Source organism: Rickettsia endosymbiont of Cantharis rufa, from assembly GCF_964026445.1.
GTDB lineage: Bacteria > Pseudomonadota > Alphaproteobacteria > Rickettsiales > Rickettsiaceae > Rickettsia.
On sequence record NZ_OZ032150.1, the window covers coordinates 993285 to 1009123 of the forward strand.

A 15839-nucleotide genomic window follows, 5' to 3' on the forward strand; every position below is an offset into this window, starting at 1 on the left:
GACCGTTTTATTTAAATTCTTTTCTTATAATCAAAAATAATATAAAGTAAGAATAAAAAAGGTATTAGATTATGGAATATGCATTATTAATTTTTAGTATTATAGCGATTTTAGTTATAATACAGATGGTTAAAGTTGTACCGCAACAACAGGCATGGGTAGTGGAAAAACTTGGGAAATTCGATAAGGTCCTCCAGCCTGGTTTAAATTTACTAATCCCTGTCATTCAAAGAGTAGCATACAGGCATACTTTAAAAGAAGAAGCAATAGACGTCACGGCACAAACAGCTATTTCAAACGATAACGTAACCCTATCTATCGACGGCGTTTTATATGTCAAAATCATTGATCCAATGGCCGCATCTTACGGTGTTAATAATCCTTACTATGCTATAACACAGCTTGCTCAGACTACCATGCGTTCGGAAATTGGTAAGCTTCCTTTAGATAGAACTTTTGAAGAACGCGAAACTTTAAATGTAGCGATTGTAGCAGCTATTAATCAGGCTGCTATAAATTGGGGTATACAATGTATGCGTTATGAAATTAAGGATATACAGCCACCGCAAACTATACTTAAAGCTATGGAATTACAAGTAGCAGCCGAGCGTCAAAAGCGAGCTCAAATTCTAGAATCTGAAGGTAATAGGCAAGCAAAAATTAACCATGCAGAAGGTGAAAAAGCACAAGTAGTGTTAAATTCAGAAGCTTCCTATACTGACCAAGTTAACAGGGCAAAAGGTGAAGCCGAAGCTATAGGCTTAGTCGCCACCGCTACAGCAAATAGTATTGAGGTTGTTGCGGCAGTAGTACAAAGAACAGGAGGAAGTGATGCGGTAGCTCTTAAAATAGCCGAACAATATATTAGTGCATTCGGTAATTTAGCTAAAGATACTAATACCGTGATTTTACCGGCAAATCTTTCAGAACCGAGTAGTTTTGTAACCGGGGCGTTAAGTATATTTAACCAATTAAAAGCTTCCACAAAAAAAGAAAACGAATAAGTAATAAATTATATAAATTTGCTTCTTGTAATAAGAATTAGTTTTATATATCATATCAGATTATTAACTAATAAAAGGTTATAAATATGTCAGTATTTGTTGGCAAAACTGCTCCGGATTTTATGGCTAAAGCTATCATGCCTAATAATAATATAGATGATAAGTTTAAACTTAGCGATTATGCCACAGGCGATAATATAGTATTATTTTTTTACCCCCTAGATTTTACTTTTGTTTGCCCATCGGAAATTATAGCATTTCACAATAAGCTTGGTGAATTTACCGAAAGGCGTACTAAAGTAGTAGCTGTTAGCGTTGATTCCCATTTTAGCCATTTAGCTTGGAAAAATACTCCGCATAATAAAGGAGGACTTGGGCAAGTTCAATTCCCAATGGTTTCCGATATAAAAAAGGATATTTCTTCAAAATATAACGTACTTAATGAAGATGGCGTTGCTTTGCGTGGAACTTTTTTAATCGATAAAGATTTCATAGTACGCCATATGCTAGTTAATGACTTGCCTATCGGTCGTGATATTAATTACACCTTAAAAGTAATCGATGCTTTAACTCATCATCAAAAGCATGGTGAAGTTTGTCCTGCCGGTTGGCATAAAGGCGAGGAAGCAATTACTCCGTCACGTGAGGGAATATCGCATTATTTAAGCTCACATGCCGAGAAGTTGTAGTTGTATGTCATCCCGCGGCTTGACCACGGGATCTTATATCACAGGCTGTGTCCTGAGATACCGCGATCAAATCGCGGTATGACGCTAACCCATATCAAATAACGCTAAAAGAATTATTTTTGCTCCAAAATATCTTATGATATTGAAACAATCAATATTTTACGTCTTATTAGGAGTGAAAATATCGGTCCTAAAACTTTCTTTAGTTTAATTAGATTATTTGGTGATGCAGCAACTGCCGTAGATAACGCTCAGGATTTTTCATTGCGAGGCGAAAAGTCAAAACCAATTAAAATTTTTAGCAAAAGTGAGACCGAAAGAGAAATAGGGCTTCTTGAAGAAGACAATGCTAAAATTATCACCTATAAATCTTTAGAATATTCAAAATTATTACTTGAAATTTATGACCCACCACCGATACTAAGTTATAAAGGTAATGTAGAGTTATTAAATCATAAAAAATGCGTTGCAATAGTAGGTGCAAGAAACGCTTCTGCAAACGGAAGAAACTTTGCTCATAAGATTGCTACAGGTTTAGTAGAGCAAGATTATATAACTGTTTCAGAGTTAGCAAGAGGAATAGATAGTAGCGTGCATCAAGCTGCAATTTCTAAAACTATCGGGGTTATTGCGGGCGGTATTGATCATATATATCCGCCGAAAAATAAAAAACTATTTGAAAATTTAGCAGGAGAAGGTTTAATATTAGCTGAGTTACCTATAGGCTCTACCCCGCTTGAAAAACATTTTCCGCAGCGTAATAGGATAATATCAGGGCTAACCTTAGGAGTGATAGTAGTAGAAGTAGGTTTAAAATCGGGTTCACTGATAACTACAAAATTTGCGCTCGAACAAAATAGGGAAATATTTGCCATTCCTGGGTTTCCTTTAGATCCACGATATCAGGGTACAAATAAATTAATTAGAGAAGGAGTATATTTAGTGTAATCAGTAGACGATATTGTAGCTAATTTACCGCAATATGAAAATTTTATTAAAAAAGATGGGGGGTTATTTAAGGATTTTGTTGAGCTAGAGACACTAAATACGAAATATGTTAAAGAACCGCCACAAAAAGGAGCGTACTGCTATACTGGAATTATTATCGGCAGTACCTATTAGTTTCGAGTATTTACAAAAAGAAACAGAGTTATCTCTTCCTATTATATATACGATAATATTAGAATTAGAACTCGCCGGCAAAGTGGTACGCCACGCCGGTAATAAAATATCATTAGTTTATAACGAATAATAATCATAGATGAAATTAGTAATAGTAGAATCGCCGGCAAAGGCGAAAACAATAAATAAATATTTGGGTGACGAGTTTAAGGTCATTGCATCATTCGGTCATATCAGAGATTTACCTTCTAAAAAAGGCTCGGTATTACCTGATGAAAATTTTGCGATGAAATATGACATTTCAGACAAAGCCGGTAAATATGTAGATGCAATAGTTAAGGATGCAAAAAAGGCCGATGCGGTATATCTTGCAACCGATCCTGACCGTGAGGGTGAAGCTATCTCATGGCATGTTACAGAGGTAATAAAAGCAAAAAATAAAGTTAAATCTGATGACTTTTTCAAAAGAGTAGCATTTAACGAAATCACTAAAAAAGCAATTATTCACGCCGTTGAAAACCCTAGAAAACTTGATAATAATTTAGTAAGTGCCCAGCAAGCAAGAAGAGCTTTAGACTATCTAGTCGGCTTTACTCTTTCGCCTCTTTTATGGCGTAAGCTACCAGGCTGTAAATCAGCGGGACGTGTACAGTCTGTAGCTCTGCGGTTAATATGCGAGCGAGAAGATGAGATAGAGCGTTTTAAGTCAGAAGAATATTGGGATATTAGCCTTAAAATGCAAAATAGCAACAATGGGCCGTTTGTTGCTAAATTAACTCACGTAAATGATCAGAAGCTAGAAAAATTCTCAATTATTAATGAAAAAGATGCTAAAGATTTAACTGAGAAATTAAAAGCTCAAAAATTTCATATTGATAAGATAGAAAAGAAACAACAAAAACGTCAGCCACAACCTCCTTTTATCACTTCATCACTACAACAAGAAGCAGCAAGAAAATTAGGTTTTAGTACTAAAAAAACTATGCAAATAGCACAAAAACTTTATGAGGGCGTTGACATAGGTAATGAAACTATAGGGCTTATTACCTATATGAGAACCGACGGCGTTACATTATCAAATGATGCAGTAGTAGATATACGCAAGTTAATAGATAAAAGTTACGGCGATAAATATTTACCAAGTAGCCCTAGAATTTATAAATCCAAGGTAAAAAATGCTCAGGAAGCTCATGAGGCGATAAGACCGACAAATATCACTTATACTCCCGATAGCTTAAAAGAAAAGCTAGAAAAGGATTATTACAAGCTTTATGAACTAATTTGGAAAAGGACTATAGCCTGTCAAATGGAGAATGTGATAATGGATTTGGTAGTTACAAGTTTAGCTTCAGAAGACAAAGAGTATTTAGCAAAAGCAAGCGGATCGACTATAGCCTTTGACGGATTTTATAAAGTTTATCGCGAAAGTGTGGATGATGAAGCTGAAGAAGAAAATAAGATGCTACCGCCTTTAAAAGAACAAGAGCAGCTTAGAACTAAAGAAGTTATTCCAAATCAGCATTTTACAGAAGCTCCGCCAAGATATTCGGAAGCAAGTTTAGTGAAAAAGCTTGAAGAACTTGGAATTGGTCGCCCTTCCACTTATGCTAATATTTTATCGGTTTTACAAGATCGCAAATACGCCTCTCTTGAGAAAAAACGTTTTATGCCCGAAGAGCTTGGACGTTTGGTAACAGTATTTTTGGTTGGTTTTTTCAAAAAATATGTTGAATATGATTTTACCGCAGGTCTTGAAAATGAATTAGATGAAATAGCAGCCGGCAAGCTTGAATGGAAATCTGCCTTAAGTAATTTTTGGGATGGCTTTAATAATAATGTTGAGTCGGTAAACGAACAAAAAATAACCGAAATTATTAGCTATGTGCAGAAAGCCCTTGATTATCACTTGTTCGGTGAGAATAAAGAATCTAAAGTTTGTCTTTCATGTAAAACGGGTGAGCTTAGTTTAAAGCTTGGTAAATTCGGAGCGTTTTTAGCATGTAGCAATTACCCTGAATGTACCTTTAGAAAATCTATTGTTAGCGGTAACGATAATAACGAGGATGAGGGTGAGCCTTCTGATACTCCTAATGAGAATAAAGTTTTAGGCGCGGATAAAAACGGAATAGAAATACATTTAAAAAAAGGACCTTATGGACCTTATATTCAACTTGGCGAACAAGAAGGCAAAGTAAAACCGAAACGTAGCCCTGTGCCTCCTAGCTTGAAACCAAGCGACATCACACTTGATATGGCATTAAAGCTTCTAAGCTTACCGCTTAAAATCGGTATTCATAAAGATAATGATGAGGAAATTATAGTAGGATACGGTAAATTCGGTCCTTATATGAAATATATGGGTAAGTTTATTTCTATACCAAAAAAATATGATTTTCTGAATTTAAGCTTAGATGAAGCTATGCAGCTAATCGAAGACAATAAGGCGAAATTAGAGAAGAAACAGGAATAAATGGTTCAGTATCACCCCGTGACTTAATTGATGTCATTCCTGCGAAAGCAGTAATCCATAAACTAAATAACAAAGATGTATTGGGTATATATTATGCTCTAATAAGTAGGGTACTTTATATATTGGTATTACTAATAATATGATACGTCGTGCTTGTGAACATAAACAAAAAATAATAAAAGATTTTATCTCAAAGTATAATATTACAAAACTTGTTTATACAGAAGAGTCTACTGATATTAAAGAAACGCTTACTAGAGAAAAAAACTTAAAAAAATGGAAGCGTAGTTGAAAAATAGAACTGATTGAAAAAACTAATCCTGAGCGGAAAGATTTAATTGAGTAGTTTTATAGATTCCTGCTTTCGCAGGAATGACATTAAGAACGGGTTTTTTGAACCACGCTACAATACCCACTCGCAATGACGAACAAATAGTACGAAACACTAAAAAACAAGTAAACATGGCAAAAGTTATAACACGATTTGCTCCGTCACCGACTGGTATGTTACATGTCGGTAATATTAGAGCAGCACTACTTAACTGGCTATATGCAAAAAAGCATAGCGGGCAGTTTATCTTAAGGTTTGACGATACGGATCTAGAACGTAGTAAACAGGAATACAAAGACGCTATCGAGGAAGATCTAAAGTTTTTAAATATTAATTGGGACCAAGCATTTAATCAATTAAGTCGTTTAAATAGATATGATGAAATCAGAAATCTATTATTAGACAAAAAAAGATTATATGCCTGCTATGAAACTCCTGAAGAGCTAGAATTAAAGCGTAAATTTCAATTATCTAAAGGTTTGCCACCGATTTATGATCGCGCTAGTTTAAATCTAACAGAAGAGCAAACACAAAAATATATAGAACAGGAAAGAAGACCGCATTATAGATTTTTGATAAATCATGAACCGATTAGCTGGCATGATATGATCAAAGGCGAGGTTAAATATGACGGTAAAGCTTTAAGTGACCCGATAGTGATAAGAGAAAGCGGTAGTATGACCTATATACTCTGCTCGGTTATTGATGATATCGATTATGATATTACTCATATTATTAGAGGTGAAGACCATGTTAGCAATACTGCCATTCAAATTCAAATGTTTAAAGCTTTAAATGCTATGCCTCCAACTTTTGGTCATTTAAGCTTAGTTATCAATAAAGATGAGAAAATTTCTAAAAGAGTCGGGGGGTTTGAAATCGCAACACTTAGAGATACGATTGGGCTTGAAGCTATGGCAATTGCTAGCTTTTTTAGTTTACTTGGTTCATCCGCACAAATCTTGCCTTATAAAAACATGGATAAGCTAGCGGCTCAGTTTGAGATAAGTAGTTTCTCTAAAAGCCCAACTATCTATCAACCGGAAGATTTAGAAAGATTAAATCATAAATTATTGATAAGTTTAAGCTTTGAAGAAGTAAAAGAACGTGTCAAAGAAATAGCTGCCGAGTATATTGATGAAAATTTTTGGTTATCGGTAAGACCTAATTTACAAAAATTACGTGATGTAAAGGATTGGTGGGAGATTTGTCATCAAACTCCAAACGTAGAAAACCTGAATTTAGATGAGGAGTATTTAAAGCAAGCAGCAGAATTATTACCGCAAGGTGAAATCACTAAAGGTAGCTGGAGCATTTGGACCAAAGAAATAACAAATATAACAGGCAGAAAAGGTAAAGAGCTATTTTTACCTCTTCGTCTTGCTTTAACCGGTAGAGAATCAGGACCGGAAATCGCAGGAGTTTTACCTTTGATTGATCGGAAAGAGATAGTAAAGCGCCTAACTAGTGCGTGACTCTCTATGTCATTCCTAGCTAAAAGCGGAAATCCAATAATTTAAATGTTACACAGAATAAGTTTTTAAAATTAAAAGCTCGATTTATCTCGCTTTTTTCTGGATTCCCGCTTTTAGCTAGGAATGACATAGAAGCCACACAACTCCTCGCAATTATGATTGAGTATGATAATATCTCAGCTATAATACTCTATCATGTTAGTATTAATGACACCGACAAGCTCTGTAGTATCGCAGCCGTAAATATTATCAGCGATAAGAGAAACTATACCCACTGTTCCTTCTACTAAACCTTCCACAGTTTCACAAGCTACATATCCTGCAGTTAGCCCTGCTTTTACTGTATTTTTTTACACATTCGATAGAATCTGGCGGAGAAACTAAAATTGCTCCGACGGTCAAAGCCCCAATAAGAATCGTAGGATTATAATAAGCAAAAGTGGCAAGACTTGCTATAGCTGTTTGAGCAAATGTAGATACAAAAAAATAACTACTTACATCAGGAGTAAGTTCTTGAACAGAACCTACAAATTTTGCACCGTTCGCCACTATATTAGTAGCATGGTTTACTGCAGAACTAGCATACATCGTGAAATCTTCCGCAGCTTTGTTAACATTTTAAAAATGAATTGCTTATAATGAACTGAAAAAATTGGACAAAAAATAGTTGGTGTATCTTGGTAATAAGTTAGAATGCAGGCAATAACTTATAGGATATAAAATGACAAGAAAACAGATACGGAATTTCAGTGCTAAAGAGAAGACAAGGATAGTGTTAGAATTATTAAAAGAGGATGTAACAATATCACAGTTATCATCTAAATATGAGGTTAGCAGCAATAGCATATCACATTGAAAGAAGTAGTTTTATCAAATGCAGCGATAGCATTTGAGCCAGCCAAGGTAGTTAGTGAATATCAAGAGCAAATTAATAGACTTAAGGAACAGAATGATGAACTAGCGAAGGATTTGGGGAAAACTACAATCGAGAGGGATTGGGCAGTGGGAAAGCTAAGAAGCTTGGATTTATTAAATAGAAAGAGTCTTGTAGAGTCCAAGCTAGGACAATTACCAAAGACAAGACAATGTGAATTATTAGGGGTTAACCGTTCTTCAGCATATTATAAAGTACAAGAGGTTAGTAGCTATAATATAAGTATATTAAATAGAATAGATGAGATATATACAGATAATCCAGAATTTGGATATCGTTATATATATCATCAATTATTAGAAGATGGGGTCGCACCTCCATTTTACAGATGTGGATATTAAAAGGCTATACGTTCAATAAGAGTTCCGATGACTTTATCATGAATATCCAATGACTTGGAAAAACAAATTGTTTTACGTGTCAGTCTTTTGCATCTTGTTCTAAGATTTAAGTTACCCCGTTCTATCCGTTGAGTATATTTTTTACTAACAATGTGTTTTTTGGGATCTAATAACCTAGCATAACTTCCCTATCCATCTGTAAAGTAAAAAGTAACCTTAAAATCCTCCAGTTTTTTTCAGTAATGATTCTGATGTGCTATCACATCTTGTACCAAAAGTATAAGCAACTACTTTTAACAAAATCTTATCCAAAGAATATCAAAGCCATCTTTGTTTGGATTTATTCTGTACATAAGGCCATTGTTCATCTATTTCAGGAGCAATAATTACTTCTATCGTATTGATAGAATGATTTATCTTTTTTAACGCTAGATTTTTTTAAAACACGGATAACCGTATTGATACCCACTTTTAATACTCTTACTGTATCCCTAACTCCAGAGCCATTGATTGACATATCTACTATCTGAGCCTTGACTCCAGGCTTAGAGGCATTATTAATATATTACAGTTAAAAATATCGATTACACTGCTTGCATTGATATCTCTGTTGTTTTGAAATTGAATATCCCGCCTTTACTACTTTTTCTGTGTCGTTATAATATCTACACTTAACATCTATTCTTGATCTACACTTAACATCTATTCTTGCCATAACTCCTTAACTATAATTCTCTCTTATTACTGTTTGAGGATTATAGACTATTCATGCTAAGCTGCAATACGGGGGGCGCGGCCGAGGTATTTTATAACCGTATCAGAATGCATTCTGCTAACGATTATTTATCACCAGTAAGATATAAGAAATACAAAATTGCGCTTAAACAACTGTCCGGAAAAATGTTGACAGATCATTTAAATGTTCTACAACTCTATTCGGATATAATACTTTTAATAGAGAATTCATTGCCTCCTCTTTCTTTAGTTTATATTTATTTTTGGATAATACATAAAAATAAGGGAGGGGGAAATATTTTTCGGTATAATTCTATTATTAATTGTTAATTATTTTGTTGCAAAAAATTTAAAAACCAAAAAACTTTTTGATTTTTAGCTTATCTTCTTTAGATAGATTGGGCTTGAATCTGTATATATCTTTTTTATTAGCACTTTCAGGTCTATATTTAAACTCGCCTTTAGTTGTTTTGATTGTAACTATCTGATCAGGAGAACCACATTTAGGAAAATCATATTTTATAACTATGTCCCAGTTTCTAAGTCCAGATTTATAAGCGTTACTATTTTCGTCAATATTTTTTATGATATTGCTAACCAAAGATAGATATTGTCATTGCGAGCGGTCGAAAATCGCTCGGCAATCTAGAAAAATAATTAAAAAATGCTAAAGATTAGCATTTTTGACCGGATTCCCGCTTCCATGAGGATGACATACACTTTGCAATTTATAATAAGCTTCATCATCTTCGAGCCACTGGGCATTTTCTATTAAATATGATTCTTGAAATTCGGCAAGTTTTGGATCGGGTTCGCTTATTAAATTTTTAAGCCCGTCAAATAAAATGCCTAAAAAAACCGATTTTATTCTTTTTACAATAATCTCTTACATCTTCCACATGTTTCGTGCGGTCATCAACAAATACAATAAAACTAGCATTTAATTCTTCAGAAAATTTTGATAAAATACTGCTTTTTGAGTGGTTACCGGTTATAAATATCCCTTTATAAAAAATAACACCATTCTTTTGTCCTGAGTTATAAATTACCAATTTTTCATTATCAGAAAACTCTGTATCTAAACTTTTTAATTTTTTATATCGCCAATCTTGCATAGAAAGAATATTACTGAATTCTCCCGTATTCATTTGTGTAAGAGCATAAACGGGAAACTTTTCCTTGAGCTTGTTTATAACTTCTACCCACTCCTCATCAATTAATATTACTTTTCGCTGCAGACGCCAATTACTGACGATTTCCTCATAATTATCATAATTACTTTTATTTTCCTTAATTCTATCAATCATTTGATTATAAGGCGACTTCTTAAAAGTTTTTGCTTGAGGAGTTATAAGCGTATCATCAGCATCAAAAAATATTGATATTAATGTGTTGGCAGGTATATTTTTTATTATTAAATCATAAACTTTTTCGGCACTATCGACAGTTTCAAAATCCTTCATATTATTATCCTAATTAAAATCAATCTCAAGCTCATCGGCCAAAATATCCATCAATTTAAGCCCTGCTCTATTTTTCCATTTTCCTTGTTCATAAAAAAAGTGATGAGGGCCACTAACCGGCGACGACAACCAAATTTCTTTGGCTGCACTTTGCTTATTTATTACATATACACCTTTACCGGTCTCAATATTTAATATATCATCTTGTAAATCTACATCTATACTCGCTTCTTTGTCTTGCTCTTCTATCTTGTCTGATATATAGGCAATTGTCGTTTCGGCTATTTTACTAAATTCTGTATTATTCATAATATATATTTATCTAATTAATACACGTTGTGACGAGTATATCTATTTGTCAGGATCAATTTCCGGCTCAGGTACTTTAACCAAGCTTTTTCGATAAGTTTCAACAAATCTATTATGATCATTAAGATTATTGGAAAAATTATGCCCTCCCTTACCGTCAACTACAAAGAATAGGGCATCCGTTTTTGCAGGTTTTACCACTGCTTCTAAAGATTTTAACGATGGGCAAGAAATCGGACCTGGCGGTAAACCTTTAATATAATAAGTGTTATATGGCAGTTCTTGCAATAAATCTTTTTTTGTTAAAGCTCTTGCTAATTTAAATTTCCCTTCAGTCAAAGCATATATAGTAGTCGGATCAGCTTGTAGCTTCATATTTTTCTTTAAACGATTAATGAATACTGCTGCTATAATAGGTTTTTCTGCATTTGAACCGGCTTCTTTTTCAATTATCGAAGCTAGCGTTAATACCTCAAGTCTAGTTTTTAAAGGAGAATCTGGTGAAAGATTTTGCATTACCTTATCTAAATTAGCAGACATTAAATTTCTCATTTGTTCGATTATCTGCTCTTTTTGATCTCCATAAGAAAAAAAATATGTAGACGGCATTAAAAAACCTTCCGGTATTATCCCTTTTATTTCTCCGAGCAAACGACTCTCTTCATTAATTTTCTTTATAACCTCACTAACTACCGTACCTTCCGGTGTAATTATCTTATGTATTATAGATTTACCGCTTGATAATATTCTTAAAGTTTGCAGAGGAGATATATTACGTGTAAACACATATTCACCGCTTTTAAGAGAATTTTTTACAGAGTAAATTTTAGCAATTACTTTAAAAATTCTTGGATATTTGATTACTTCACTAGAATAAAGTTTTGTAACTATTTGATTTACGGATAGTTTAGATTCAATAATTATCGTTTTATTTTGAGTAAGATTACCCGGCACAAAAATATAAAATATACTAAAATTTAGCAATGTAATAAATACAATTAGAGATACTATAACTAAAAAAAGTTTAGTTTTTAATAGGTTTTTTAACATAGTAACTATTATTTTTATAAAGCTTAAAAAATATTGATAAAAAAAAATTACCACGAAATATGGTTTTTTCTTGACATTTGAAATAACATGTAGTAAAACTAACTTAAAGTCTGGTTAAAGTCAGATATTGACTAAATTTAAATTATATAGTTTTTGCTAAATAAATCAATAGTTTTAATATTTGGTAATTAAAATATTAAAACTATGTGACTAATAAGCAACAAAATTAATAACGTACAACATGATTCAGAAAGCTTGATACAAGTGAATTTAAATGCGAGCCTGCGCAGCGTATAAAAATACGTGAGCACAGGCAAGTCATGCAAAATTCACTTGTATCAAGCTTTCTGAATCATGTTGTAAACCAATTTACTATAACAATAGTATACTCCTGTGAAATGAAAAGTTGGAATTTTTATTACAAACAAAAAATATAAATCTTTATTCATAGTTCATATTACTATACCGACGTTAATACTGATCTTATAATGGACATTATATATTATGATACAAGATCACAATACAGATCTAAAACATAAAGAACATACTGAGAGGTTAAAAGCTTTACAAAATAAGCTGGGAAACTTATCCGGTTTCTTGACAACAATGCGTTCTGATAACAATAAGGAATACAAAAAAATTTCCAATGATTTAGAAATTTTAATGAAACAAATTAATACTATAAGAAAAAACATGGAAATATATTTTGTTATTATATTAATATTAATGTTTATTATAATTCAAAAAATGTTATGGACCACCGGTTCGAGTACTAATCTTTCTCTTTTAACAACTCTATTTTAGGTTCTAAGAACTCCTGTTTAATAATTTCTGCAGCTATATAAGAAGGTACAACGTCATTCCAAAAGCTTAATCCAAGCGAATTTTCCGAGTCGAGTCTATGCTCACGTACTTTTGTACGCTGCACCGACTTACTCTTAAATTCACCTTGTCCAAAGCTTTCAGAATTTAGCTGTAATCGGTTTGATTCAAATCCTAATTTTTGTAAAATTTTTTGGCTTTCTATTACCTGTTCATAAGTTTTCGTAGAATTAAATAATAACTCTTGAAGCTTACTATTAATAAGATTAGCTTTGCAATTAAATTGGATGAATTCCGGAATTATTTCTTTATCGGCTATAATATTTATTAACGTAACATATTTTATTTTTATCAATAACTTAATGATAAAAAAGCTTAAAATATTAACCTTATATGCTACAATCATAGGGGTACCGGAAGCTGCTATCTCTAAAGTATTAGTACCGGACTTTGCTAGAGCTATATCCGCAACAGCATAAGTTTTAAGTCTTTCAGTTGAAAATAAATAATTAAATTTAACATCTTCTAAAAACGGTTTTATTATTACCTCATGAGCGGAATTTGAAAGAGTAAATATAACTTTTAGATTCTTACAGATTTTGAATATTTCTTCAATAGAGGAAATAAAAACCGGTAAGTGTCTTAGAATTTCACCCTTTCTACTACCAAGAGTAATACATAAAACTCTCTCATTCTCGTCTATTTTAAACTCTTCACGTAAAGTTATTTTATCGCTATAAAACTCCTGTTCCATGATTGGATGACCTATATATCTGCAATCAAGCCCAACCTTAGTAAAATACGGCGGTTCAAAAGGTAGTAAAGCAAATAAACAATCATAAATTTGGGCATATTTTACTGCTCTATCCTCTTTATATGCCCAAACTGACGGTGCAACGATGTGAATCATTTTCAGTTTTGGTAAAAGTTTTCTTACCCGCTTTGCCACACGATAAGTAAACCCTGGTGAATCTATGGTAATTAATAAATCAGCTTTACTATTTATTATATCCTCCACAGTCTTATCAATTAATTTTTTAAGCTTTAAAATATGAGGTAAAATTTCTACAAAACCCATTAAATTTATGAAGGTAATAGGAAATAAACTTTTAAAACTACCGGCTTCTTCCATGTATTTACCTCCAACACCAATACATTTTATTTCTTTATTATCTTTTAAGTGCTGAATTATGCGTCCACCGATAAAGTCTCCCGACATCTCACCAGCTATAAAGTAAATTTTTGTCATATTTATAATATTTCCATTTATCTGTCATTCTCGCGAAAGTATTGTTGCGTGAATCGAAAAACGCATTCGGTGTCATACCGTGGCTTGATCACGGTATCCAGAAGATAATAAAAAATACTAATATTATTAGTGTTTTTACTGAATCCCGTGAATAAATCACGGGATGACAGCAGTGAAATTGATTCACGCAACAATGCCTTCCCACGAAATCGGGAATGACATAGGTAGCCATGAATCAACCTCTTTATCTAATTACGTATTATTAAACTCCATTTTACGATAGCCCAAAGCTTCCGCAATATGCATTTTCAAGACCTTATCTGCATCCTCAAGATCGTCAATCGTACGTGCTACCCTGAGTATTCGGTTATAAGTCCGCATTGATAAACGAAACTTATTTGCTGCTTCATTCAGTAAATTTCTACCTTCATCGATATGCATAGCGTAATCTATTAATAACTGCCCATCTAATCTGTTATTTGTTTTAATATTATAACCCTCATATCTCTTTTCTTGGATCAAGCGTTCTTTCTCGACTCTTGCAGCTATATATTCAGATTCTTCCTCAGAGTTATCTGCAATCAAGTCATAATTATAAATACTAATATTTGATACCTCTATATGCAAATCAAATCTATCCATAATAGGTCCCGATACTTTCATTTGATAATCGCTAGAACATTTTGGAGCTTTCATACATTCTTTATAAGGATCACCCAAATAACCACATTTACAAGGATTCATAGCTGCTATTAACTGAAAATTTGCCGGATATTTTATATGGGCGTTTGATCTTGAAATTAATATTTCACCATTTTCAATAGGTTGTCTTAAGGAATCAATAGCATTATGCGGGAATTCAGGTAATTCGTCTAAAAATAATACCCCGTTATGAGCTAGCGTAATTTCGCTCGGCTTTACTTTTTTCCCAACGCCCCCACCAGCCATAGTGGTAGGCGAACATGAATGATACGGGATTCTGAACGGTCTTGCTTTGGTAAGCTTACCGTCTGAAAATTTTCCAGCAATACTTGTAATCGTGCTGCATTCTAAAATTTCTTTTGTAGACATTTAGGCAATATACCGGGAAGGCAAGCAGCAAGCCTTGATTTACCGGCTCCGGGAGGACCGAACATTAAAAGGTTATGCCCCCTGATGCTGCAATTTCTAAAGCTCTTTTAGCAATTTTTTGACCTTTTATATCTTTAAAATCGGGATAATTTATCGGCTCATCTTGTAGCCTCGCTTCCGGAGGAGTTAAAACTTGTGAACCTTTAAAATAATTTACTAGTTCAATTAAATTACCTGCAACAGGTATATTATCGTTACCGGACCAAGCGGCTTCCGAGCCGTTTTTGCTTGAACAAATAAGACCTTTACCTCTAGCAAAAGCCCCAATCGCTGCCGGCAATGCTCCACTTACCGGTAAGATTGAACCATCTAACGATAATTCTCCTATTATCAAATATTCAGATATTTCAAGCTCCGGTAAAATATTCATTGCGGTAAGTATCGAACAGGCAATCGCAAGATCAAAATTGCTTCCCTCTTTTACTAAATCTGCCGGAGCTAAATTTATTAAAATCTTTTTAGTAGGTAGTGCAAGCCCTATAGAGGATAACGCTGCTTTAACTCGTTTTTTCGACTCGGCTATAGTTTTATCGGCAAGCCGTACTATAGTAAAAGCGGGAATACTTGGTGATATTTGTACCTGCACATCAACATCGATAATATCAATTCCATTAAACGTTAGACTTGCTATATGAATTATCATAAATTTTTCTTAAAATGCTATTTTTTTCAGCTTGAAGATGTTGTGGCATGGGCACCAAAGTCGTCATTGCG

The 15839-nt window shown here is 33.4% G+C and carries 21 protein-coding genes and 4 pseudogenes; 12 read left to right on the forward strand and 13 right to left on the reverse strand.

All coding sequences use genetic code 11. The annotated features are described in order from the left end of the window. The first annotated feature begins 71 nt into the window (after nt 1–71). From AAGD46_RS05645 to gltX, 7 genes and pseudogenes are all read left to right on the forward strand, one after another. Nucleotides 72–1004, forward strand: coding sequence for a stomatin-like protein (locus tag AAGD46_RS05645; RefSeq protein WP_341786869.1), 933 nt, complete (start codon nt 72–74; stop codon nt 1002–1004). 86 nt (nt 1005–1090) lie between these two features. Beyond that, nucleotides 1091–1693: a peroxiredoxin gene (locus tag AAGD46_RS05650; protein ID WP_341786870.1), complete on the forward strand. Its 603-nt coding sequence runs from the start codon at nt 1091–1093 to the stop codon at nt 1691–1693. Nucleotides 1694–1876: 183 nt separating this feature from the next. Continuing rightward, the gene (dprA, locus tag AAGD46_RS05655) at nt 1877–2641 is read left to right on the forward strand and encodes a DNA-processing protein DprA (protein ID WP_341787911.1); all 765 of its coding nucleotides are present in this window, start codon (nt 1877–1879) and stop codon (nt 2639–2641) included. A gap of 106 nt (nt 2642–2747) precedes the next feature. Then, the gene (locus tag AAGD46_RS05660) at nt 2748–2945 is read left to right on the forward strand and encodes a hypothetical protein (protein ID WP_341786871.1); all 198 of its coding nucleotides are present in this window, start codon (nt 2748–2750) and stop codon (nt 2943–2945) included. 9 nt (nt 2946–2954) lie between these two features. Continuing rightward, a complete protein-coding gene (gene topA, locus AAGD46_RS05665) occupies nt 2955–5285 on the forward strand; it encodes a type I DNA topoisomerase (RefSeq protein WP_341786872.1) in 2331 nt (776 codons plus the stop codon). 75 nt (nt 5286–5360) lie between these two features. Next, nucleotides 5361–5577 (forward strand): annotated as a pseudogene (locus AAGD46_RS05670) (GIY-YIG nuclease family protein). A 170-nt stretch (nt 5578–5747) separates the two neighbouring features. Then, nucleotides 5748–7091 (forward strand): glutamate--tRNA ligase, encoded by a 1344-nt coding sequence (gene gltX / locus AAGD46_RS05675; protein ID WP_341787912.1) that lies wholly within the window; start codon nt 5748–5750, stop codon nt 7089–7091. Nucleotides 7092–7267: 176 nt separating this feature from the next. Here the strand turns inward: gltX and AAGD46_RS05680 are convergent, their stop codons facing one another. Next, complete coding sequence (locus AAGD46_RS05680; protein WP_341786873.1) at nt 7268–7390, reverse strand: hypothetical protein; 123 nt, start codon at nt 7388–7390, stop codon at nt 7268–7270. A 4-nt stretch (nt 7391–7394) separates the two neighbouring features. Continuing rightward, entirely contained in the window at nt 7395–7679 is a 285-nt protein-coding gene (locus AAGD46_RS05685) for a hypothetical protein (protein ID WP_341786874.1), read from the reverse strand. Nucleotides 7680–7943: 264 nt separating this feature from the next. Here AAGD46_RS05685 and AAGD46_RS05690 point away from each other — a divergent pair, with 264 nt between their 5' ends. Beyond that, a complete protein-coding gene (locus AAGD46_RS05690; RefSeq protein ID WP_341786875.1) occupies nt 7944–8366 on the forward strand; it encodes a hypothetical protein in 423 nt (140 codons plus the stop codon). Here AAGD46_RS05690 and AAGD46_RS09385 read toward each other — a convergent pair. From AAGD46_RS09385 to AAGD46_RS09395, 3 genes are all read right to left on the reverse strand, one after another. Next, nucleotides 8363–8518, reverse strand: a complete 156-nt coding sequence (locus tag AAGD46_RS09385; protein WP_410525951.1) for an IS1 family transposase — start codon at nt 8516–8518, stop codon at nt 8363–8365. The two genes, AAGD46_RS05690 and AAGD46_RS09385, sit on opposite strands and share 4 nt — an antisense overlap. A gap of 166 nt (nt 8519–8684) precedes the next feature. Continuing rightward, the gene (locus AAGD46_RS09390; RefSeq protein WP_410525950.1) at nt 8685–8783 is read right to left on the reverse strand and encodes an IS1 family transposase; all 99 of its coding nucleotides are present in this window, start codon (nt 8781–8783) and stop codon (nt 8685–8687) included. Further along, nucleotides 8740–8883 carry an IS1-like element transposase gene (locus AAGD46_RS09395; protein WP_341786690.1) on the reverse strand — a complete coding sequence of 48 codons (144 nt, stop codon included), beginning with the start codon at nt 8881–8883 and terminating at the stop codon, nt 8740–8742. Before AAGD46_RS09395 ends, AAGD46_RS09390 begins: the two co-directional genes overlap by 44 nt. A 251-nt stretch (nt 8884–9134) precedes the next feature. Between AAGD46_RS09395 and AAGD46_RS05700 the strand changes: the two genes are divergently transcribed. After that, complete coding sequence (locus tag AAGD46_RS05700; protein ID WP_341786876.1) at nt 9135–9431, forward strand: hypothetical protein; 297 nt, start codon at nt 9135–9137, stop codon at nt 9429–9431. A gap of 19 nt (nt 9432–9450) precedes the next feature. On the opposite strand, the gene AAGD46_RS05705 is transcribed toward AAGD46_RS05700, so the two are convergent. The 4 genes from AAGD46_RS05705 to mltG all read right to left on the reverse strand — a co-directional run bounded on the left by AAGD46_RS05705 (nt 9451) and on the right by mltG (nt 11923). Continuing rightward, nucleotides 9451–9702, reverse strand: coding sequence for a hypothetical protein (locus tag AAGD46_RS05705; protein WP_341786877.1), 252 nt, complete (start codon nt 9700–9702; stop codon nt 9451–9453). 235 nt (nt 9703–9937) lie between these two features. Further along, nucleotides 9938–10564 carry a DUF2608 domain-containing protein gene (locus tag AAGD46_RS05710; RefSeq protein ID WP_341786878.1) on the reverse strand — a complete coding sequence of 209 codons (627 nt, stop codon included), beginning with the start codon at nt 10562–10564 and terminating at the stop codon, nt 9938–9940. Nucleotides 10565–10573: 9 nt separating this feature from the next. Beyond that, nucleotides 10574–10873, reverse strand: a complete 300-nt coding sequence (gene cyaY, locus AAGD46_RS05715; protein ID WP_341786879.1) for an iron donor protein CyaY — start codon at nt 10871–10873, stop codon at nt 10574–10576. Nucleotides 10874–10915: 42 nt separating this feature from the next. Further along, nucleotides 10916–11923: an endolytic transglycosylase MltG gene (gene mltG, locus AAGD46_RS05720; protein ID WP_341787913.1), complete on the reverse strand. Its 1008-nt coding sequence runs from the start codon at nt 11921–11923 to the stop codon at nt 10916–10918. Between the two features lie 266 nt (nt 11924–12189). On the opposite strand from mltG, the pseudogene AAGD46_RS09400 reads away from it, so the two are divergent. Together AAGD46_RS09400 and AAGD46_RS05730 are read left to right on the forward strand one after the other, a co-directional pair. Then, nucleotides 12190–12285, forward strand: a pseudogene (locus AAGD46_RS09400) (palindromic element RPE3 domain-containing protein); the annotation flags it as partial. Nucleotides 12286–12427: 142 nt separating this feature from the next. After that, entirely contained in the window at nt 12428–12727 is a 300-nt protein-coding gene (locus AAGD46_RS05730) for a hypothetical protein (protein ID WP_341786880.1), read from the forward strand. Here AAGD46_RS05730 and lpxB read toward each other — a convergent pair. After that, nucleotides 12696–13994 (reverse strand): lipid-A-disaccharide synthase, encoded by a 1299-nt coding sequence (gene lpxB / locus AAGD46_RS05735; RefSeq protein ID WP_341786881.1) that lies wholly within the window; start codon nt 13992–13994, stop codon nt 12696–12698. The genes AAGD46_RS05730 and lpxB overlap by 32 nt on opposite strands. Nucleotides 13995–14035: 41 nt before the next feature. Between lpxB and AAGD46_RS09405 the strand changes: the two are divergent. Beyond that, nucleotides 14036–14131 (forward strand): annotated as a pseudogene (locus tag AAGD46_RS09405) (permease); the annotation flags it as partial. A gap of 115 nt (nt 14132–14246) precedes the next feature. Here AAGD46_RS09405 and AAGD46_RS09410 read toward each other — a convergent pair. The 3 genes and pseudogenes from AAGD46_RS09410 to AAGD46_RS05750 all read right to left on the reverse strand — a co-directional run bounded on the left by AAGD46_RS09410 (nt 14247) and on the right by AAGD46_RS05750 (nt 15768). After that, nucleotides 14247–14657, reverse strand: coding sequence for an ATP-binding protein (locus tag AAGD46_RS09410; RefSeq protein WP_410525980.1), 411 nt, complete (start codon nt 14655–14657; stop codon nt 14247–14249). Further along, nucleotides 14655–15130 (reverse strand): annotated as a pseudogene (locus AAGD46_RS09415) (ATP-binding protein); the annotation flags it as partial. The pseudogene AAGD46_RS09415 and the gene AAGD46_RS09410, both read right to left, overlap by 3 nt. Continuing rightward, complete coding sequence (locus AAGD46_RS05750) at nt 15130–15768, reverse strand: magnesium chelatase domain-containing protein (protein WP_341786883.1); 639 nt, start codon at nt 15766–15768, stop codon at nt 15130–15132. The gene AAGD46_RS05750 and the pseudogene AAGD46_RS09415, both read right to left, overlap by 1 nt. Nucleotides 15769–15839: the final 71 nt, after the last annotated feature.